This window comes from Piscirickettsia litoralis, from assembly GCF_001720395.1.
Lineage (GTDB): Bacteria > Pseudomonadota > Gammaproteobacteria > Piscirickettsiales > Piscirickettsiaceae > Piscirickettsia > Piscirickettsia litoralis.
In genome coordinates, this window is record NZ_MDTU01000001.1 from 933,298 (window position 1) to 952,615 (window position 19,318).

The window sequence follows — 19,318 nt, forward strand, 5'->3', positions numbered from 1 at the left end:
TTCAACGCCAAATTCAAAAACAACTTCCAGAAAGTGGTAATAAGCCTTTAGACAATATTCTCAAACAAGTTTTTAATTAGCCCTTTTGGCTTTCTAAATTTATCCAGTCTTTGCTATACTCAGCCTCTTTGTAAATTACTTAGATGCTGAGTTAGCTATATAAAAACGATGACCCCATTTACCCAAGACGTTCTCACCTGGTTTAAAAAACATGGTCGTAAAACTTTGCCCTGGCAGCAGAAAATTACGCCTTATAAGGTTTGGCTCTCTGAAATTATGCTGCAGCAAACACAAGTTGCCACGGTGATCCCCTACTTTGAGCGTTTTCTAAAGCAATTTCCAACAATACTAGACTTAGCCGAGGCACATGAAGACGACGTTCTCGCGCTCTGGACCGGCTTAGGCTACTACGCACGTGCTCGCAACTTACATAAAGCGGCTCAGCAAATTACAGAGCAGTTCAAAGGTAAATTCCCGAAAAGCTTCGATGATGTGCTTGCCTTACCTGGCATTGGCCGATCAACCGCAGGAGCGATATTATCTATTTCATATAAACAGCCTCTGCCTATCCTAGACGGTAATGTAAAGCGTGTGCTGGCGCGCTGTCATGCTATTTCAGCTTGGCCTGGAAAAATTCAAGTTGAACGTGAGTTATGGCAAATTGCTGAGCAGTATGTCCCAGAAAAACAATGTCATCACTACACGCAAGCGATGATGGACTTAGGTGCGCTCATTTGCACACCTAAAAACCCAAAATGCGCCCAATGTCCATTAACAGAGCATTGCCAAACTTACCAACAAGGTAGCAACCCTGAAAATTACCCTGGGAAAAAGCCGAGAAAAATCTTGCCAACAAAGCAAACACACATGCTGCTTTTTCAACGTGCAGATGGGCATGTGCTGTTACAAAAGCGTCCAAGTTCAGGCATCTGGGGCGGACTTTGGAGCCTACCCGAGTATAGTCAGGTCGATAAAAAAGCCTGGGCAAGCGAGTGGCAGCTCAAAACAAAAACAATGAAACAAATCAAAGAGCTTGCTGCCCTTAAGCATACTTTTAGTCACTATCATCTCGATATTCGTCCTTATTACCTTGAAGTTGATGATATAATCACGCCAACAGAGTCAATTTGGTATAACATAGACTCATCGAAAACAAAGGGCCTCGCTGCCCCCAATTAAAAAGCTATTAGAGCAACTGAGTAAACAAAGGAGCTTATTTTAATGAGCCGTACAGTCCATTGCCAAAAACTACACAAAGATGCCGAAGGCTTAGACCGTCCTACCTATCCGGGAGAGCTTGGTCAACGTATCTTTGAAAACATCTCCAAAGAAGCTTGGGAGATGTGGTTAACGCATCAAACCATGCTGATCAATGAATATCGCCTCAGCATGATTGACCCCAAAGCCCGCAAAATGCTCGCCGAAGAAATGGAAAAGTTCTTGTTTAGCAGTGATGAGACTGAAAAGCCCGCGGGTTATGTCGCACCAGAAGAGTAATTTAAATCTTAATCAGCTATAGTTGAACTAACACACCAAATAAAGCCAGGGAGTCGTAATGAAGCACTATATGAAATTAGCAAGTTCAGCCGTTATACTGCTACTAATCAGTCTATCAAGCTATGCTGCTTCCACTCCATCTCCCATCGGTTATTGGCAAACGATTAATAAAGATACCAATCGTCCAAGCTCCATCATTAAAATTTACCCAGCTAAGAGCACAATAGCAGGGAAAGCTACTAGCGTTATCAACGGCAAGATACTCGGAACTTACCTCTATGGTGAAAAACGTAAAGAGCCTGCGCCGCGCTGTAAAAAATGTGATGGCAAGTTAGAAAACACACCGATTGTCGGCCTACCGATTATCACTAACTTTAAGCAAACAGGCAAAAACAGCTGGCATGGCGGCACTCTACTCTCACCTCGCACAGGCTCAACTTATGAAAATGTCACCCTAAGCCTAGCCAATAACAATCAGTTACTTAGAGTCCATGTCAAAGTTGGTTTTTTCAGTCAAACGGAAGTTTGGCATCGTATTTCACTACCCTTGATTAAAGAGATTAAGCAAAGCGAAAAGCAAGCTGACTTTAAACTGTTAATGCAATAAACCGTTTAGCTGTTATAGACTGACTCCAGCTTAAAGCCACTAGTTTCTTACTGTACGTAAGGGCAGTTATTAATAAAAGCGCCAGCTGTACTACATAATTCACGAATCTCGAGTACACTTAAAGTAAAACTGTCTATACATGGAAAATTATTATGTGTCGCTGGCTGGCTTACCAAGGCCCTAAAATTTACTTAGACACACTAATTGCTAAGCCGGTCAACTCTCTTATTAATCAAAGCATCTCCAGTGGCGGTAATATTACAACTCATGGAGATGGGTTTGGTATTGGGTGGTACAGTAATCACAAAAAGCCAGGTCTCTATAGAGACCTCTCTCCCGCTTGGAACGATACAAACTTACAAGAAATTGCTCACCATATTTCTTCACCTCTTTTTTTCTCTCATGTCCGCGCCTCCACAGGCAGCGCAGCTGCATCACGCCAAAACAGCCACCCTTTTCGCTATAATCATTGGCTTTTTATGCACAACGGTGACATTGGCGGCTTTCCAATTATTCGCAAAGACCTTGAATCACTGATTAATAATGATTACTACATGCACAAAGAAGGCAATACCGACAGCGAAGCTTTATTTTATCTAATGCTGAGTAATGGGCTCGAAAGCAACCCTATTGCTGCTATTCAAACCTCAATTAACCAACTTCATTCACTACTTAAACATCATAATATTCACCTGCCAGCAAGAATGACAATTTGCATTACTGATGGCACAACTCTCTATGCATTACGCCACTCAAACGATAAACAATCTCCTACTTTATTTTACCGGACAGGCGCATCTGTCTATGTCGATGAAAAAGGTGTTTGTCAGTTTACTCAAGGCAAAGGAGCCACTCTTATTCTCTCAGAGCCTTTAGATGATCAAGAAAACTGGGTAAGTATAGAAGAAGATAGCCTGCTCACTGTACATCAAGGTGAGATTCATCGTATTCCTTTTTCTTTACTACCTAAGCTAGATTAGGCAGTAGAATAGAAATCCCGAGGTAAAGTGCTTGATGGGTAGTTTAGCTGTGAAATCTAGCACACTAACGCCTATGATCGAACAAAACCCTCACCACCACAATCTGAGACTAAACACCTATATACTGCCTCCAAAATCCATATAGAAAATCTAATGACAAACATGACTTTCAACCTGCTAAAATATCAGCAAACCCATCCAAATTAAGGCAGACTAGATGAGACACCCGCTAAAAACCATTCTTAACAGCATCACTTCACTAGGCACAGAAACTAAGAGCTCTCTTATAAAAATTCAAACTGCATTAAGCAGTGAAACAAAAGAAAACAAGCAAATGCTAGAAACTTATGCTCTTTATCTTGCAGGGCAGCACTCTAAAGAAGAAATGAAGCAAGCCAATGAGCAGTTTCGCCAACTTCTTAAAACGCTCGGTCTTGGCACTTTTTTAGTCCTACCAGGCAGTGTTATCACTTTACCTTTAATTATTATGCTGGGTCAAAAAATTTGGTATCAACTTACTACCCAAGTTTTTCCATGAACAATTCCCAGATATCAAGCCTGATGACATTGATCAAAGTGACGATGCAGAGAACAACCAATAAAAAATTTTACAAAAAATCAACAATAATCAAAATTTAACCCTCGCTCTTAATCAGGCTATAACTTGACAAAAACATCTGAAATAGCACCTCTAGCGAGTAACTTCATTATATTTTAATTTTACTTGTATAAAGTACAAGAAAAGTGAAGAGTAAAATATAAGGGGAGCCAAATTGCCAGATTACAGAATTTCAGCCCTGACCTGGAATATGGGAAACGAACAAGTTCATGGCTCTAGCATACAACAGTTATCAGATGAAGTCGGTAAAGAAGACCCAGATATTATCCTAATAAGTGCACAAGAAGCTAAAGAAAGCAGGCAACGTTTTGAAAACCTTTCCGAGCGAATAGCCAAAAGACAGGGATATCAACTACTTCACCAAACGTCCTTTCGAGTCTTCACTAAAGTGAGCCCCTTACCACAATTTTTAGGAGGCGACGGCTTAAATGGCGTATCTAACCTACTCAAACCCTCTCGAACTCACTTTGGAGTTTTGATTAAGCCAGGCGTCCAAGCTTCAATAAGCTATTATCCTGCTCCTGGAAAGAAAAAAGATGGTATTAACAAAGGGGGACAATATGCAGTACTTAAACTGGGTAGTAAAGAAATTGGCATTATTGGCGCTCACTTAGACTCAAACAGCCCTGAGAAAAGACAGAGAGAAGCAAAGCAACTTATCAAAGCAGCTGGAGGCAAAAAAACTAGGTACGATTATTTTTATGGGAGACCTTAACGAGCGCTTAAGCGCTACTGTTGAGGAAGCTGAACATGATCTTCTAGGAAAGAGAGAATCCGAATTAATTGAAGCAAGAGACCCATTATCTCGGGGAGAAACTCACCTTACAACAGACCACGGCATCGAATTTCTACCTCCAGACGAATTTACCTACCACGAACTCAGAAACGGTAGAACCAAATACAAACCGGCTCGTGGCCACCGTCCCGATGCAGGCGTGCTAGATAATATCGGTTTATATGACAGACAAGGCTTAATATTAAACCCAAAGATAAAGCCAACAGTCCTTAAAGTTACAAATAGCAGCGGCGCTGATGCAAGCGATCACCACCCTGTTCTTAGAACTTTTGAGGCCAGGACTCCCGAACTCACGCCGCAAGACCAGCTAATTCATGCTATTGCCCATGAGTTAAACCACCGTCATTTAGCAATGCGCGGTTATCCATCATCAGCCAAAACAGGAATTCTCCAACTAGAGGAGAGATTAGATCAACTCGATATAAGCCTGCCGAGTCACAGCAGAAAAACCATCAAAGAAGCCTATCAAGACCACCTACTTTCATTTGAAAGTATGATTAAGTTTAATCGCATATTTCGACAGCCAACAGCGGACCATACTATCACCAAAGAAGCTCTTAAAAATATCCTTACTCATGAATACAGAAAAATGCAAGGTCAATCAGACCGTCATTTTGGCAGGCAAACACAAACGATAAAAGATCTTCACAAACTCGCGAGCTCCGCAGAACTAGGTGAACAAGTGTTTGCTTGTGATGTAGAGATACTGCTAGAGCTGCGCGATGAAAGAAGCTCTACATTACGCCGAACAGGATCACCAAAAGCAGGCTTGGAGCTATTTCGCCAGCGCCATAAGGCGCGTGATAACCATACTAAAACAGAAAACACCATCACCTGTCTTGGTGAGGCGATGGGCATGTAATTAACCCTGAATCAGCTTTCAAATGCCCCAAAATACTCTTGGGGCCATTTTTCTAAAACTATACTTACATTTGGAAAGAATAAATCTTACCCAAATTCAAAATTTCTGTTAACTCATTAAGAGCGGCATGAGACTCTTCCAGTAATTTAGCTTCTTTTAGATCGTCAAAGGTCAACTCATCACGATAATGACGTTCTACCCAACGAACTAACGTATTGTATAACTCATCGGTTAGTATCACTGATGAATTAATCGCAGCAAACTCCTGCTCATTAAGAACGACTCGTAAACGTAAACACGCCGGTCCGCCACCATTTTTCATACTTTGCTTCAGGTCAAAAAACCTCACATCACTAACGGGATTATCCGCTTCAATCGTATTCATAATCCATTGGTGGACTGCTTTATTTTCATGACATTCTTGGGGAGCAATAATTATCATTTCATCATCACTAATACTAACGAGCTGGCTATTAAATAAATAACTTTTTACCGCATCATTAACAGTCACTTCACTATTTTTAACCTTTAATGGGTAAAAGTTTTGGCCTGAAAATTTATCTTCTAGCTCTGCGATCACCTGAGCAGTATTTACAAACGCATTTTCATGATACATGATGACGTTTTTATTACCGACTGAAATGACATCATTATGGAAAACTCCAGCATCAATCATCTCTGGATGCTGCTGAGCGAATACGACATTTTCAGGCTTTAGTTGGTGCAAACGAGTAATTGCCGCTGATGCTTCATAAGTCTGACGTGCGGGAAACTTCTCTGAAGCGAGTTGGTTTTGTTTAAAACCATAACGACCAAATACGAAAAACTGCACCCCCACATCATTATAATTTTGGCAAAAACGGCTATGATTCGCAGCGCCTTCATCACCTAAATACTCACTTAATGGCAAAGCATCGTGATGGTTAAAGTAACGCTCATCAGTAAAGATTGCTTTTAAAGAACGCGCTGTTGTTGAATGCTCAATAGAGCGGTGGAATTTATTGCTTAAATTCGCCGGAGTAAAATGAACTTTACCATCCAAGCTATCGGCACTTGGCGAGACGGTCGCCGCATTGGCGGTCCACATACTCGATGCCGAACAGCAGGCAGCAAAGACTTCTGGCGCAAATTTTGCTGCACTTTTTAATACCTCTGCATCTGCCCCTGAAAACCCAAGACGACGTAATGTTGCAATATGCGGGCGATCATGAGGAGGCGAAACGGCTTGCTTAAAGCCTAAATCATGCAAGGCTTTCATCTTTTGTAAACCTTGCAAAGCCGCTTGTTTGGGGCGAGAGACACCGCTACCACTGGCAATCGATGCAACATTACCAAAAGATAAAGCCCCATAATTATGTGATGGCCCAACAATACCATCAAAATTAACTTCAAATGCTTGCATAATACCCTCACATCGCAACAAAAATTAAAAAACAAAGACCAGTTATTAATAAAAATGCAATCGGCTGTACTCGCGCTCTTAACTCTAATAATTAGAATTAAGAAAACGGACAACCGATCAGATTGGCTTTATGCTTATTTTACAGTAAGTCCTGGGCTCATCGTTTCAGGTAAAACGAGACTTTCAGCTTCTAAGCTTGCAACTGGGTACGCACAGTAATCTGCTGCATAGTAAGCACTCGCACGATGGTTACCGCTATCACCCACTCCACCAAAAGGTGATGCTGAGCTTGCGCCCGTTAATGGTCTATTCCAATTGACAATCCCTGCACGGCTTAAGCGTAAGAAAGTATCGTATAGTTCTGCATTATCCGATAAAATTCCTGCTGACAAACCAAACGAAGTATTATTAGCAACGCTAATCGCTTCATCAAAGTCTTTAACACGGATAATTTTCAACAATGGCCCAAAGTGTTCTTCATCCATTAAATCAACGCCCGTCACATCAATTAAGCCTGGGCTGACTAAACCGCTATCTTCTTTTAATAGCTTCATTTCAACCAGTGATTTTGCCCCTTGCTGAACAAAATTCTCTTGAACGGATAATAATTGTTTCGCCGCTTGATGAGAGATCAATGAGCCCATAAATGGCTGCTCTTCTGCATCGTATTCAGCAACCTTAATTTCTTTAACAGCAGTGACTAGATCATTGATGAATTCATCACCTTCGCTACCGACAGGCACAATCAAACGACGTGCACAGGTACAGCGCTGCCCTGCAGAAATATAAGCCGATTGCAGGGTATGATAAACGGCTGCTTTTGGATTTTTAATATCGGCAACGATGAGCGGGTTATTACCCCCCATTTCTAAGGCCAAAATTTTACCCGGCTGCCCGCCATATTGCTCATGCAAAATCCGCCCAGTTGTTGAGCTGCCAGTGAAAAATAAGCCATCGATTTGCTCATGGCTTGCCAAAGCTTGACCGGTTTCTTTTAAACCTTGAACAAGGTTTAACACCCCTGCTGGAAGCCCCGCTTTTTGCCAAAGTTTGATCACTGCTTCGGCCGTTTTAGGTGTTAACTCGCTTGGTTTAAATACAATCGTATTCCCTGCCAATAATGCCGGCACAATGTGGCCATTTGGCAAATGCCCAGGGAAATTATAAGGACCAAACACCGCGACCACGCCATGTGGCTTATGACGTAAAATCGCACGCGCTCCTGGCACTTCTGACTCTTTCGTCCCAGTACGTTCTTCATAAGCCTTCATGGATATCGCAAGCTTTCCTACCATCGCTCCAGCTTCTGTCAGTGTCTCCCATTTTGGCTTACCAGTTTCTTGAGCAATAAGATCAGCCAAAAACTCCTTATTTTCTTTCAATAGCTCAGTGAAACTTTCTAAAACTTCTAAGCGTTCTGTGAGCGCTTTGCCTGACCACTCTTTAAACGCAACTCGGGCAGCCTGAACCGCTTGATCGACTTCATTAACCGTGGCTGCTTTACCCTGCCAAATTTCTTTATTGTAAGCCGGATCAATCGAGCTAAATGACTCACCTGCTCCTGGATACCACTCTCCATTAATATAATGACTCATTACTCTTTCTCCTTCTTTACATCTAATAAAATATAACGCAACTGATCGCCGGGCTTAACGTGTAAGGCCTCCGCCGCTTCATGTGTTAAATAAGCTTGATCATGCTCAACCGAAATACTGCTAATACAGGATCTAAAGCCAAACGAACAATTGCTAATAATTGCAAGCTCGCCCTGCTCAGAATCAATATGACCTTTAAAAACGGCCGCCATACTCTTACGAATTGAGCGGATATACTTCAGCTGAGCTTCAACAGTTGGGCCTGCGTCGAAAATATCAACATAGCCTTTATAAACAAAACCTTCTTTTTCAAGCAATGCTAAGGCAGGTGCGGTATCTTTATGCACTTTGCCAATTACTTCACAGGCACTTTCAGGCAGTAATTCAGTATAAATTGGATGACGCGGCATCATGTCAGAAATAAACTGCTTGTTACCAATACCGGTTAAATAATCAGCTTGTTTAAACTCTAAATCGAAAAAAATTCGCCCCAAGACCTTCCCAAAAAGGTGAGTGGCCATCAGAGCTAGAAACGCCTCTCATCTCAGCAATCACAGTATCATCAAAACGATCTGGAAATTGTGCCATAAATAAAAAACGTGAACGCGATAATAAATGACCATTTTTATGTGCACGAAAATCAGGGTGCAAAAATAATGTACCAATTTCAGACGCACCATGATAATCATTAGAAAGAGACAAAGCTTTTAGCTCTTTATACATCCCTAACGCTTCGCACGATTTTGCTAACGTTGTTAGCCGATAGTGATAGCAAGGCAAACCATGACCAACACATGAATAAATACCGCTGGTGCCAACAATCTGCTCTGACTCCAAATCCTCTAAGACAAATAAATAGTCGCCTTGACGATAATTAGGCTCCTTATTGCTTAAACTTGCCTCAGAGGTGGCGATACGTTGTTGTAATAATTCTTCATTTACAGGTAACGTCGTTAAGCCGACGCCTGACACTTCTGCCAAATGACACAGTTTGGGTAAGTCACGCATTTCAACTGGACGAACAACTGTATGAATACTTCTTGTCATGACATCTTCCCTAAGTTTCCACGCCAAAATAATGCGGCGCAAAATTAACAAACAAAATAGCTTTAACTTTCATTAAGCCGTTCCATCTTAGCTTGCGAACTAAAAGATAACAAGAAGAAAAAAAGACTAAACTAATGCTGCGCTGCTTCCATCAGTAAGCCAGCGTTTTTTTGCAGCGCATAATTTTTCTTTTAAAATGGGGTCAGAAAAATTAATCTTTTGCTCTTTAATAAACTCAATTAAATACTCATCTCGCATTAAATCAACAAAGCGAAATGCGAGCTCACCCGTTTGCCGCGCCCCCAACAAATCTCCAGGCCCTCGTAATAATAAATCCTGCTCAGCAATATAAAAGCCATCACTGCTTTTCCTCAATACTTCTAAGCGCTTATAACCTTGCTCTGACAATGGAGCTTGATACAGCAAAACACAGTAGCTTTGTACTGAGCCACGACCAACGCGTCCACGCAACTGATGTAATTGAGCAAGTCCTAACCTTTCAGGGTTTTCTATCACCATCAAGCTCGCATTCGGCACATCCACCCCCACCTCAATCACCGTGGTCGCAACCAATACATCTAACTGATGTGTTTTAAAATCAGTGAGTAATTGATTTTTATCCTGTGCACTCATACGCCCATGCACCAGACCAATGTTCAAGCCCATAAGTTCTTCATCTAAGAGTGCTTTTAGCCCTTTGGCCGCCTGTAAAACTGATTCTTCAGAATCTTCAATTAAAGTGCACACCCAATAAGCCTGATGACCTTTTTGGCAATTTTCACGAACACGAGCAATCACTTCATTACGACGTTGATTGGCCAACGCAATGGTTTTTATTGGCTGGCGACCTTTTGGCACTTCATCTAATAGGGAAACATCTAAGTCGGCATACAAGGTCATTGCCAAAGTGCGTGGAATTGGCGTTGCCGTCATCAATAATTGATGCGGCATCATTCCTTTTTTCTGTGCTTGTTGACTTAATAGACTCCGCTGCTCAACACCAAAACGATGCTGCTCATCAATAATCACCAAATTAAGCTCATTATAATCGACATCTTCTTGCAGCAATGCATGCGTCCCCACAATAAGCTCTACCTGCCCTGACGCAATTTCAGCCAGTAAACTCTCTCGTTCTTTTTTCTTTAAGCGCCCTGATAATAAGACAACCTTGATGCCAAACGGCTCTAACCAATTTTTTAATGTCTGATAATGTTGGGTTGCCAATACTTCTAGAGGAGCCAATAATGCAGCTTGCCCACAAGTTGCAGTTTGTAAAATAGCCAGCGCTGCAATCACCGTCTTCCCAGCACCAACATCACCCTGGACCAAGCGTTGCATCGGCCTTTCTCGCACTAGATCTTGATAAATTTCCTGACTCACTCGATGCTGAGCACCGGTTAACTCAAAGGGTAGCTTCTCTAAAAATTGCTTCACGCGCTGCTTGCAAATAGATAATGACTGCGCTTTTTGCTGATCCACCTCACAACGAGCATGATGCAAGCTCAATTGGTGAGTCAATAGTTCATCAATTAATAACGCCTGCCACGCTGGATGGTAATAGTGCTCCAGTGCTTTTTTATCACAGCTCGCATCCGGTGCATGTAAATACAAAATCGCATCGATTAAAGCAGGAAAGCTCTCTTGCATTCTTTCAGAGCACTCAGAATATAAAGCTGAAAAATTAACTTTTCCTTGCCTTAAGTAATCTAATGCCTGATTAATAATGCGCCGCAGACTTGTCTGGGCTAATCCCTCACAACTTGAGTAAACCGGCCGTAATTGAGTCGCTAACGGTGGTAGTATCCCATTAATCGCACTTTTCCATTCGGGGTGCACCAACTCATAACCAAAATCACTTTCTCGTAACACCCCAGCACATAACACCCAATGCCCTGGAGCAAATGCGCTTTGTACACGACCAAAAGTTTTAAAAAAGCAGATTGAAATTTCGCCAAATTCTGTGACTAAACGAGCAATTAATCCGCCTTTTCTTAAAATTTGGCTGCAACTCACCTGACCAAAAACCAAAACAAACTCGCCGGGAATAAGTTCAGTCAGCGGCGTTAAGCGTGTGTGATCTTCATAACGATAAGGCAAGTGAAAAAGTAAGTCAGTAACAGAGTGAATGCCTAACTGTTTTAGCTTAGCTAAGAGTTTAGGACCTACGCCTTTTAAGCTGGCTAGATTAAGCTCATCGTTCAGCAAAGAAAATTATCCTCTATCTTTTAGCTATAGACGGTCTCATAATAACATTAAACAACATAAAAAATAATCGAATACAGGAGCTGCCTCATGGCTGAAACAACGTCAGTAAAATCTCAAGGCTCGCTGGTCATGCGTACCATTGCTATGCCTGCAGATACCAATGCCAACGGCGATATTTTCGGCGGCTGGATTTTGTCACAAATGGATTTAGGTGGTGGAATTATCGCCAAGAAAACAGCGAATACACGGACAACCACTGTTGCAATCGACTCATTAACCTTCTTAAATCCGGTACATATCGGCGAAACCGTTTCTTGCTATGCTCAAGTGGCTCATATCGGCAGAACATCCATGAAAATCAATGTTGAAGTTTGGGTTTATCGCCATCTTAGCAATGAGGATTTGCTAGTGACTAAAGGTGTTTTTACCTATGTCTCTATTGATGAAGATGGGCGCCCCACACCGGTGAAGCGCGACAATAACTAATCAATCAACAGAAAGCTCTAGTGCTTTTTTGCTGCATGCTGATGAGTTGCTCGATGCCATGCTGACCTAGCTTAAGCATCGATTGCAGCTCATCGGCGGTGAAAGCGACGCCTTCTGCAGTGCCTTGAACTTCAATAAAGTTATTCTCATCGTTCATGATAATATTCATATCCGTCTCTGCACTGGAATCTTCTAGATAATCTAGATCCAATACCGCTTCACCCTTGTAAATACCAACAGAAACAGCAGCGACAAGATTCTTTAATGGATTTGATTTTAAGCGATTGCGCTCATATAAATGACGAATTGCATCTGCTACAGCAACACAAGCCCCCGTAATTGATGCTGTGCGCGTACCGCCATCGGCTTGAATTACATCACAATCAACATGAATCGTATTCTCACCCAAGGCTTTCATATCGACGGCTGCACGCAAAGAGCGGCCAATTAAGCGCTGAATCTCTTGAGTACGACCCGTTTGCTTACCGCGCGCCGCTTCTCGATCCGTCCGTTGCGTTGTTGCCCGAGGTAACATACCATATTCTGCTGTCACCCACCCTTGACCTTGGCCTTTTAGAAAGCGTGGTACGCCATTAATCGCACTGGCATTACATAAAACCTTCGTATCTCCATACTCAACCAGTACAGAGCCTTCAGCATGCTTGGTATAATTACGAGTAATGCGGATTTCCCGCAATTCATCTTGTTTTCGACCACTTGGACGCATAACTACCTTTCCTAAAAAAAACGAAAGGAGTATTATAACCCATTTAAGGCTAGGGTAAGAGAGGAATATAAAGATAATGACTAAGATTTACAGCATGACCGCCTTCGCGCGTTATGAACATAAAGAAGCGCCCTGCCAACTCACCTGGGAAATCCGCGCCGTTAATCATCGCTATTTAGAGATTCAGCCTAAGCTCCCTGAAGCTTTTCGTGATTTAGAACCGGCCTTACGCGAGACCATCAAAAAGCACGTCGCTCGAGGCAAACTCGAAGTCGGTTTGCGTTATCAGCTGGATAATAATCAAGAGACAGTACTTGCAATCAATAAAGAACTAACGCAGTCTTTATTCTCAGCCTTCGATCAACTCGATCACATTGCAGCTAGCTCTAATAAAGCAAATAAGAGCGCTCTAACAGCCCCCAATAAACTCGAGCTTTTGGCCTGGCCGGGTGTGCTCGAACAAGAGCAAAGTGACCTCAGTCAAATTAAACCACAAGCCCTTGCCACCCTTGAAAAAGCCCTAGAGCAATTCAATGCCTGTCGTCAGCGTGAAGGGGGTGAGCTGAAAGACTTTTTATTATCGCACTTGGACAATATGGGACCTTTAATCAATCAAATCAGTGAGCTCGCGCCAAAAAACCTTGAGCAAATGCGCACTAAAATGAACGAGCGCCTCGCTGAAATCAACCATGACACTAACCCTGAGCGTTTAGAGCAAGAACTGTTATTCTGGGCGCAAAAGCTTGAAATCACCGAAGAAATCGAACGTTTGCAAACTCACATTAAAGAAACACGACGCGCTTTAAATCAAGGCGGCGTGACCGGCCGACGTTTAGACTTTCTTATGCAAGAGCTTAATCGCGAATGTAATACGCTCGGCTCTAAATCACAAAACAGCACAGCGACCCAAGCGGTTGTCGAATTAAAAGTCATTGTTGAAAAAATGCGTGAGCAAATTCAGAACATCGAATGATATATAAACTTGAACCAATATGATTACATTAAACTAAAAAACCCAATAAATATTTAGGTAAATTAAGCCCATGAGCAAAGGCACTCTGTATATATTTTCCGCCCCTTCTGGCGCAGGCAAAACCAGCTTAGTCAAAGCCCTCACAAGCTCTTTAGCCGACATCAGCGTTTCTGTTTCACATACCACACGACCGATGCGTGAAGGTGAAACAAACGGTGTTCATTATCACTTTACCTCTAAAGAAGAATTCCAAGATTTTGTCCGCAAAGGCCAATTTCTTGAACATGCTCGCGTCTTTGATAATTATTACGGCACCAGTCATGCTCATATCCAAGAACAACTTGAGCAAGGCCAGGATATTATCCTCGAAATCGACTGGCAAGGCGGCGAGCAAGTACGCAAGCTTATTCCTGACAGTGTCAGTATCTTTATTTTACCGCCCTCACGCCAAGCTCTTGAAGAGCGCCTCACCGGTCGCGGTCAAGATAGCCAAGATGTGATTAATCAACGTCTACATGAAGCCCATGAAGAAATGAGCCACTTTGGTGAATATGATTACCTGATTATTAACGATGATTTTGATCAAGCATTGGCAGAACTCAGTATGATCGTCCAAGCCAAGCGCTTAAAGGTCGAAAAACAAAAATCCACTCACCATCTCCTCATCGATGAGCTATTGGCTTAAGATAAAGAAGTAGGTACAATACACGTTACGAATTTTGTTATTGAGGTATTTTTATGGCTCGTGTTACTGTTGAAGATTGCTTAACTAAAGTGGATAACCGTTTTCAGCTTGTTTTAGTAGCGGCAAAGCGTGCTCGTCAATTATCCTATGGTTCTGAGGCGACACTCACCTGGGAAAACGATAAAACAACGGTGATGGCGCTGCGTGAAATTGCCGAGGGTAATGTCACACGTAATATCCTCCAAGAGGAAGAGTAGCAGCTCAATTCAAAGCGCTTATCAATGTTTCTTTTTACTGATTTACGTGATCAGCTGAAAACATATCTAGAGCATGAAGACATTATCAAGGTCTGCCAGGCCTTTCTAGTCGCCTTCCGTGCTCATGATGGTCAGGTGCGTCGTTCTGGCGAACCTTATATCTGCCATCCTGTTGAAGTCGCACGCATCCTCGCATCAATGAAAATGGATGCTCAGACCATCATGGCCGCGCTCATGCATGATGTCATCGAGGATACTGAGGTCAGCAAAGATGAAATTGCTGAACTCTTTGGCGAAGAAGTCGCGAATCTCATCGATGGCGTGACCAAACTTAAGCAAATTAGCTTTCGCAGTAAAATCGAGCAGCAGGCAGAAAACTTTCGCAAAATGATGCTGGCTATGGTCAAAGACGTCCGCGTTATTCTCGTCAAGCTCGCTGACCGACTCCATAACATGCGTACATTAGGCGCACTGCCACCGACTAAAAAGCGCCGTATTGCCCGTGAAACACTCGATATTTATGCACCCATCGCTCACCGTTTGGGTATGCATAACATTCGCTTAGAATTCGAAGACCTCGGTTTTCAATCCATGTACCCGATGCGTTATCGCACCATTCGCGATTCTGTCCATAAAGCCCGCGGCAACCGCCATAAAATCATCGAAAAAATCGAAGAAGAACTCAAAGAGCATCTCAACGAGCAGCAAATCTGCTATACCCGTTTATCCGGCCGTGAAAAACACTATTACAGCATCTATAAAAAAATGCTCAATAAGGGCCTGTCTTTTAATGAAGTCATGGACGTGTATGCCTTTCGAGTCTTACTCGACAATCGTGATAGTTGCTATCGGACCTTAGGTTCAGCTCATGCCTTGTATAAACCGGTCCCTGGTCGCTTCAAAGATTATATCGCCATTCCAAAAGCGAATGGCTATCAATCATTGCATACCACGTTATTTGGCCCCTATGGTGTGCCGATAGAAATTCAGATTCGCACCGAGAAAATGCATCAAGTTGCCGAAGTTGGCATCGCCGCTCACTGGCTTTATAAAGAAGGCAATACCGATATCGACGCCAGCACCGCACGTTGGCTAAAAGGGGTTGAAGAGATGCAAGAGCATTCTGGCTCTTCACTCGAGTTTATTGAAGATATGAAAGGCGATTTATTCCCCGATGAAGTCTATATCTTCTCACCTAAGGGCAAGATTTTCGCCTTACCTAACGGCTCTACAGCCGTCGATTTTGCCTATGCGGTTCACACAGATATTGGCAATGCCTGTATTGCCACTAAAATCGACAACCGCTTGATGCCACTTAGCACCCCATTAATGACCGGGCAAACCGTCGAAATTATTACAGCACCAGCGGCACGACCGAACCCCGCTTGGTTAAGTTTTGTCGTTACCGGTAAAGCACGTGGCAATATTCGCCATCACCTGAAAAATCAGCAATTACTCGATGCCATTGACTTAGGCAAAGCATTACTTGAGCGTGCATTAAACAATGTAAATATCCAACTTAATGCCCTGTCACAACCTACTGTGTCTCAGGCATTACTTGAGAAAATGGAATACGAAAGCTTAGAGAAGCTTTATGCTGACATCGGCATTGGCCACCGCACAGCAGCGATGGTCGCACAAAACATTCAATGCTTACATACTAGCGAGCCACAAAAGCGCACTGAACCTGCAACACAAACAACAACGACCGAACCCAGCCCTTTACTCATCAAAGGCACCGAAGGGATGGTCGTCAGCTTTGCTAAATGTTGTTACCCTATTCCAGGCGATGAAGTCATCGGCTGCTTAAATGCAGGACGTGGCATTATTGTGCACAGAACTCATTGTAAAAATGCCTTACTTACCTTAAAGCGCAACCCCGAGCACTGCGTCCAAATCGACTGGTCTCCCAGCACTCCAGCCGACTTTAGCGCACGTGTTCGTGTTGAAATGTCAAACTTCCGCGGCGCCCTTGGTCGCATTACGACAGAAATCGCCGATGCTGATTCTAACATCGAGCATATTCATAGTGACGAATCCGATGAGCGCTACTTTATTGTCACATTAACACTTTCCGTTAGAAACCGCGTGCATCTCGCCCGAGTGATGCGCCGCTTAAAAGGCTTGCGCACTACGCTTAGAATTTATCGGTTGAAGTAGTAAACGACTTAGAGCGCAATTTCCCGACTCGCTTCAACCTGATCCGCCACCGTCATCTCTAAGAACATCAATCGCGTATTACGGAAGCGTCGCTACCTCGGTAGGTATTTTGCACTTCCATGGTGCAAAATCGCCTCGCAAAACGCGACGACTATAATGCCTCGGCCGTCCCCGTCACGAGACGCTCCGTGCCTTAATTCGGCACACTCCGCATCTCGCTCTCAGATGACTCTACGGCTCGTATAGATTTTTAGACACTCGTTCCGCCGACTCCGGACCTAAAGGCCCTACGTCACTCCGCTCTGCTAAAAATCCGAGCCTACCTCGGAATACTCACCCCGCGCTTGGCGCTCCCTGGCTCGCATCGAATGAGCTTTTTCAAGCAAATGTCAGATCAAATCAGAACTAATCCATTTTACACTACCGTTAAACTCCCTTTTTTCAAATTTAAAGAAAAAGAACTATTTCTTAACCGAACGCAACTCCAAGCTTACCAATAGCTTTTTCCGTTGCACTATGACGTTCATCATTGGCCTCCAGTTGATTTTTAAACAATGTCTCAGAGTTTTTATTAGTCCCTCTCCTTTGCAGTGGGTTTATGCATAAATAACTGCGCTTATCTCTAAGCTTTAGCACAAACTCAACATCCTTTTTATAAATACGCCCCTCTATCTTCGGAATTTTTCTTAACTGTGAGATTGTCTCGGTGGCTGTGTCAAACACTTTTCTTCTCCGACCCTTTTCTTGGTTGTATTCATCATATACAATCTTATCAAAACGACCAGAGTCCATTGTTTTCAGTTGGTTTAAACCATATGCCAATCTATTCAACTTCAACGCTTCTTGGATAGTGATTTGTCCACTATGACATGCATTTATAACAACAGACTGATACTCCCTAGGAGGCTTTAAATATATCAACCCCTCCAATAATGCTGATAGAGAACCCAAAGCCTCGGCTTGCGCCAATAAATCGCGCCCAGGATCACCACCACTACCATTAACCGAACTGTACCCAGTTATTGCCTTTTCTGCTAATTTTCTCAAATCTCTTATTCTAGGCACCAGTATCTTTGCAACCTTTCGCCCTTTCAAAGTCTCCACAAATTCTGATTTATTAATGTAGCGCGTGCCTTGCTCTTCTTCATCAACATCAAATTGACTTTTTTGCTGTGAATCGATCTTTTTCTGAGTCACTCGACAATGCTCATGATTTACATAATCATAAATATCTAAACTGCCATCTTCATGAAAAACAGTTTTCGTATTTGGAATAAGCCTCCCATCATCGCTGGGCGTAGAGGACGGAAATCGCAATTGCGTATAAACTGGCTCACCTAGCTCATTCCAGCTCCATTCACCATAACCTAGACGCAAGTACGCCGCATCATCTTGTCGACGATATTGATCAACACCGAAAAGCTTGCCTTTACGTTGACCTGATCGAGCATATTTTGAGCTAATATGCTGAGACTTCCCAAGACCAATCTGTTGAAACGGATTATTGAACCCCTCCTGAGAACCATTGCCTTGCATAATTGAGATAGGCTGATTTTTTTGAACTGAAACATGAGCAAAGTGATCATGCCCACTTTGAGTGGCAATGACCCGAAGTTGACCTTCATTTTGCTTCCGCACTTGCTTATAAATATCTTTCAGGCTGTCCGAAACCATTTGATTCCAAACACCAGACGCAACAGCATTCGGTTTACTTGGGTCAACCCGCCATTCACTCAAGCCTTCCAGTTTTTCCTGCTTCTCCTTTTCAGTAATTACACCTATTTTTGCTAAATGCCCTAAATATTTCTTAGCATCAGAGTTTTTTGTTCTACGCGCATTATAAGTTTCGGGTGCATGGTGCAGACTAATAACAATGTCACATTTTTGACTATATTGACCCTGAAACTGGTTAATCAGATCGCGAACTTCCTTCTGGTAAGAAGGATTGCACGGTAAAATATCACTATCGATATGCAAGATAATAAAAGGTTTATTGTAACGTGACTGATCTTCGAAAATATCAACAAAAGGGGCGGCGATGCCATCTTTTACATCATGTGTTACAAAGCGGCCTTCGCTCTGTAAAGGTAATTCCCGAGCGATATACTCGATTTGGTCAGTATTCCCAGTCTTACTACCTTCTACATCGCGCTCATGATTACCAAATTCAAACGAAACCGGCACCCTTGGAAATTTATCCATGAAGTTGCGTGACAAGCTCTTCGGTCCATTACTCGCTCCTTGATAATCCGAGTCACCCCCAAAGGTAAAGTGATCACAACGACGATCAATTCTCCGTCCAACAAAATTTCCTTTTGACCCTCCACCGTCTGCACTATATGCCAACACAGGTCTTGCTACCGTTCCGCCTTGGCTATCATATTTAAAAGTATGAAAACCTATATTTAATCCATTAAAAT

Annotated in this window: 19 protein-coding genes; 12 read left to right on the forward strand and 7 right to left on the reverse strand. The window is 42.8% G+C overall.

What is annotated here, in order from left to right; genetic code table 11:
- Nucleotides 1–168: 168 nt before the first annotated feature.
- The 7 genes from mutY to BGC07_RS04480 all read left to right on the forward strand — a co-directional run bounded on the left by mutY (nucleotide 169) and on the right by BGC07_RS04480 (nucleotide 5,361).
- Complete coding sequence (gene mutY / locus BGC07_RS04455; RefSeq protein ID WP_077216759.1) at nucleotides 169–1,179, forward strand: A/G-specific adenine glycosylase; 1,011 nt, start codon at nucleotides 169–171, stop codon at nucleotides 1,177–1,179.
- A gap of 42 nt (nucleotides 1,180–1,221) precedes the next feature.
- On the forward strand, nucleotides 1,222–1,497 hold the full coding sequence (locus BGC07_RS04460) for an oxidative damage protection protein (protein WP_069312122.1): 276 nt from the start codon (nucleotides 1,222–1,224) through the stop codon (nucleotides 1,495–1,497).
- Between the two features lie 58 nt (nucleotides 1,498–1,555).
- The gene (locus tag BGC07_RS04465) at nucleotides 1,556–2,104 is read left to right on the forward strand and encodes a DUF2147 domain-containing protein (protein WP_069312123.1); all 549 of its coding nucleotides are present in this window, start codon (nucleotides 1,556–1,558) and stop codon (nucleotides 2,102–2,104) included.
- Nucleotides 2,105–2,256: 152 nt separating this feature from the next.
- Complete coding sequence (locus tag BGC07_RS04470) at nucleotides 2,257–3,084, forward strand: class II glutamine amidotransferase (protein ID WP_069312124.1); 828 nt, start codon at nucleotides 2,257–2,259, stop codon at nucleotides 3,082–3,084.
- 217 nt (nucleotides 3,085–3,301) lie between these two features.
- Nucleotides 3,302–3,622, forward strand: coding sequence for a hypothetical protein (locus tag BGC07_RS04475; RefSeq protein WP_069312125.1), 321 nt, complete (start codon nucleotides 3,302–3,304; stop codon nucleotides 3,620–3,622).
- Between the two features lie 235 nt (nucleotides 3,623–3,857).
- Nucleotides 3,858–4,418, forward strand: coding sequence for an endonuclease/exonuclease/phosphatase family protein (locus BGC07_RS21750; RefSeq protein ID WP_235602924.1), 561 nt, complete (start codon nucleotides 3,858–3,860; stop codon nucleotides 4,416–4,418).
- On the forward strand, nucleotides 4,405–5,361 hold the full coding sequence (locus BGC07_RS04480) for a hypothetical protein (RefSeq protein ID WP_235602925.1): 957 nt from the start codon (nucleotides 4,405–4,407) through the stop codon (nucleotides 5,359–5,361). Before BGC07_RS21750 ends, BGC07_RS04480 begins: the two co-directional genes overlap by 14 nt.
- A 64-nt stretch (nucleotides 5,362–5,425) precedes the next feature.
- Here the strand turns inward: BGC07_RS04480 and astB are convergent, their stop codons facing one another.
- The 5 genes from astB to recG form a co-directional block, all read right to left on the reverse strand.
- Entirely contained in the window at nucleotides 5,426–6,763 is a 1,338-nt protein-coding gene (astB, locus tag BGC07_RS04485) for an N-succinylarginine dihydrolase (protein WP_069312126.1), read from the reverse strand.
- A 134-nt stretch (nucleotides 6,764–6,897) separates the two neighbouring features.
- Nucleotides 6,898–8,358, reverse strand: a complete 1,461-nt coding sequence (gene astD / locus BGC07_RS04490; RefSeq protein WP_069312127.1) for a succinylglutamate-semialdehyde dehydrogenase — start codon at nucleotides 8,356–8,358, stop codon at nucleotides 6,898–6,900.
- Nucleotides 8,358–8,852: an arginine N-succinyltransferase gene (locus BGC07_RS21755; RefSeq protein ID WP_235602926.1), complete on the reverse strand. Its 495-nt coding sequence runs from the start codon at nucleotides 8,850–8,852 to the stop codon at nucleotides 8,358–8,360. The genes astD and BGC07_RS21755 overlap by 1 nt, the downstream gene beginning before the upstream one ends.
- Nucleotides 8,821–9,405 carry an arginine N-succinyltransferase gene (locus BGC07_RS21760; protein ID WP_235602927.1) on the reverse strand — a complete coding sequence of 195 codons (585 nt, stop codon included), beginning with the start codon at nucleotides 9,403–9,405 and terminating at the stop codon, nucleotides 8,821–8,823. Before BGC07_RS21760 ends, BGC07_RS21755 begins: the two co-directional genes overlap by 32 nt.
- 126 nt (nucleotides 9,406–9,531) lie before the next feature.
- A complete protein-coding gene (recG, locus tag BGC07_RS04500) occupies nucleotides 9,532–11,610 on the reverse strand; it encodes an ATP-dependent DNA helicase RecG (RefSeq protein WP_069312128.1) in 2,079 nt (692 codons plus the stop codon).
- An 87-nt stretch (nucleotides 11,611–11,697) separates the two neighbouring features.
- Here recG and BGC07_RS04505 point away from each other — a divergent pair, with 87 nt between their 5' ends.
- Nucleotides 11,698–12,096, forward strand: a complete 399-nt coding sequence (locus BGC07_RS04505) for an acyl-CoA thioesterase (protein ID WP_069312129.1) — start codon at nucleotides 11,698–11,700, stop codon at nucleotides 12,094–12,096.
- Nucleotides 12,097–12,100: 4 nt separating this feature from the next.
- On the opposite strand, the gene rph is transcribed toward BGC07_RS04505, so the two are convergent.
- Complete coding sequence (gene rph, locus BGC07_RS04510; RefSeq protein WP_069312130.1) at nucleotides 12,101–12,823, reverse strand: ribonuclease PH; 723 nt, start codon at nucleotides 12,821–12,823, stop codon at nucleotides 12,101–12,103.
- Between the two features lie 76 nt (nucleotides 12,824–12,899).
- Between rph and BGC07_RS04515 the strand changes: the two genes are divergently transcribed.
- The 4 genes from BGC07_RS04515 (at nucleotide 12,900) to BGC07_RS04530 (ending at nucleotide 16,898) form a co-directional block, all read left to right on the forward strand.
- Nucleotides 12,900–13,796 (forward strand): YicC/YloC family endoribonuclease, encoded by an 897-nt coding sequence (locus BGC07_RS04515; protein ID WP_069312131.1) that lies wholly within the window; start codon nucleotides 12,900–12,902, stop codon nucleotides 13,794–13,796.
- A gap of 70 nt (nucleotides 13,797–13,866) precedes the next feature.
- Nucleotides 13,867–14,481, forward strand: coding sequence for a guanylate kinase (gene gmk, locus BGC07_RS04520; protein ID WP_069312132.1), 615 nt, complete (start codon nucleotides 13,867–13,869; stop codon nucleotides 14,479–14,481).
- Nucleotides 14,482–14,534: 53 nt separating this feature from the next.
- The gene (rpoZ, locus tag BGC07_RS04525) at nucleotides 14,535–14,738 is read left to right on the forward strand and encodes a DNA-directed RNA polymerase subunit omega (protein ID WP_069312133.1); all 204 of its coding nucleotides are present in this window, start codon (nucleotides 14,535–14,537) and stop codon (nucleotides 14,736–14,738) included.
- A 24-nt stretch (nucleotides 14,739–14,762) separates the two neighbouring features.
- A complete protein-coding gene (locus BGC07_RS04530) occupies nucleotides 14,763–16,898 on the forward strand; it encodes a RelA/SpoT family protein (RefSeq protein ID WP_069312134.1) in 2,136 nt (711 codons plus the stop codon).
- Between the two features lie 468 nt (nucleotides 16,899–17,366).
- Here BGC07_RS04530 and BGC07_RS04535 read toward each other — a convergent pair.
- Nucleotides 17,367–19,318, reverse strand: a 1,952-nt coding sequence (locus BGC07_RS04535; RefSeq protein ID WP_158006868.1) for a hypothetical protein, incomplete at its 5' end; no start/stop codon positions are given.

Excerpts from the sequence above, each read along its gene's own strand:
- mutY (WP_077216759.1), top strand. The coding sequence starts at position 169 with ATGACCCCATTTACCCAAGACGTTCTCACCTGGTTTAAAAAACATGGT.
- BGC07_RS04460 (WP_069312122.1), top strand. The coding sequence starts at position 1,222 with ATGAGCCGTACAGTCCATTGCCAAAAACTACACAAAGATGCCGAAGGC.
- BGC07_RS04465 (WP_069312123.1), top strand. The coding sequence starts at position 1,556 with ATGAAGCACTATATGAAATTAGCAAGTTCAGCCGTTATACTGCTACTA.
- BGC07_RS04470 (WP_069312124.1), top strand. The coding sequence starts at position 2,257 with ATGTGTCGCTGGCTGGCTTACCAAGGCCCTAAAATTTACTTAGACACA.
- BGC07_RS04475 (WP_069312125.1), top strand. The coding sequence starts at position 3,302 with ATGAGACACCCGCTAAAAACCATTCTTAACAGCATCACTTCACTAGGC.
- BGC07_RS04480 (WP_235602925.1), top strand. The coding sequence starts at position 4,405 with ATGGGAGACCTTAACGAGCGCTTAAGCGCTACTGTTGAGGAAGCTGAA.
- astB (WP_069312126.1), bottom strand. The coding sequence starts at position 6,763 with ATGCAAGCATTTGAAGTTAATTTTGATGGTATTGTTGGGCCATCACAT.
- astD (WP_069312127.1), bottom strand. The coding sequence starts at position 8,358 with ATGAGTCATTATATTAATGGAGAGTGGTATCCAGGAGCAGGTGAGTCA.
- BGC07_RS21760 (WP_235602927.1), bottom strand. The coding sequence starts at position 9,405 with ATGACAAGAAGTATTCATACAGTTGTTCGTCCAGTTGAAATGCGTGAC.
- BGC07_RS04505 (WP_069312129.1), top strand. The coding sequence starts at position 11,698 with ATGGCTGAAACAACGTCAGTAAAATCTCAAGGCTCGCTGGTCATGCGT.
- rph (WP_069312130.1), bottom strand. The coding sequence starts at position 12,823 with ATGCGTCCAAGTGGTCGAAAACAAGATGAATTGCGGGAAATCCGCATT.
- BGC07_RS04515 (WP_069312131.1), top strand. The coding sequence starts at position 12,900 with ATGACTAAGATTTACAGCATGACCGCCTTCGCGCGTTATGAACATAAA.
- gmk (WP_069312132.1), top strand. The coding sequence starts at position 13,867 with ATGAGCAAAGGCACTCTGTATATATTTTCCGCCCCTTCTGGCGCAGGC.
- rpoZ (WP_069312133.1), top strand. The coding sequence starts at position 14,535 with ATGGCTCGTGTTACTGTTGAAGATTGCTTAACTAAAGTGGATAACCGT.
- BGC07_RS04530 (WP_069312134.1), top strand. The coding sequence starts at position 14,763 with ATGTTTCTTTTTACTGATTTACGTGATCAGCTGAAAACATATCTAGAG.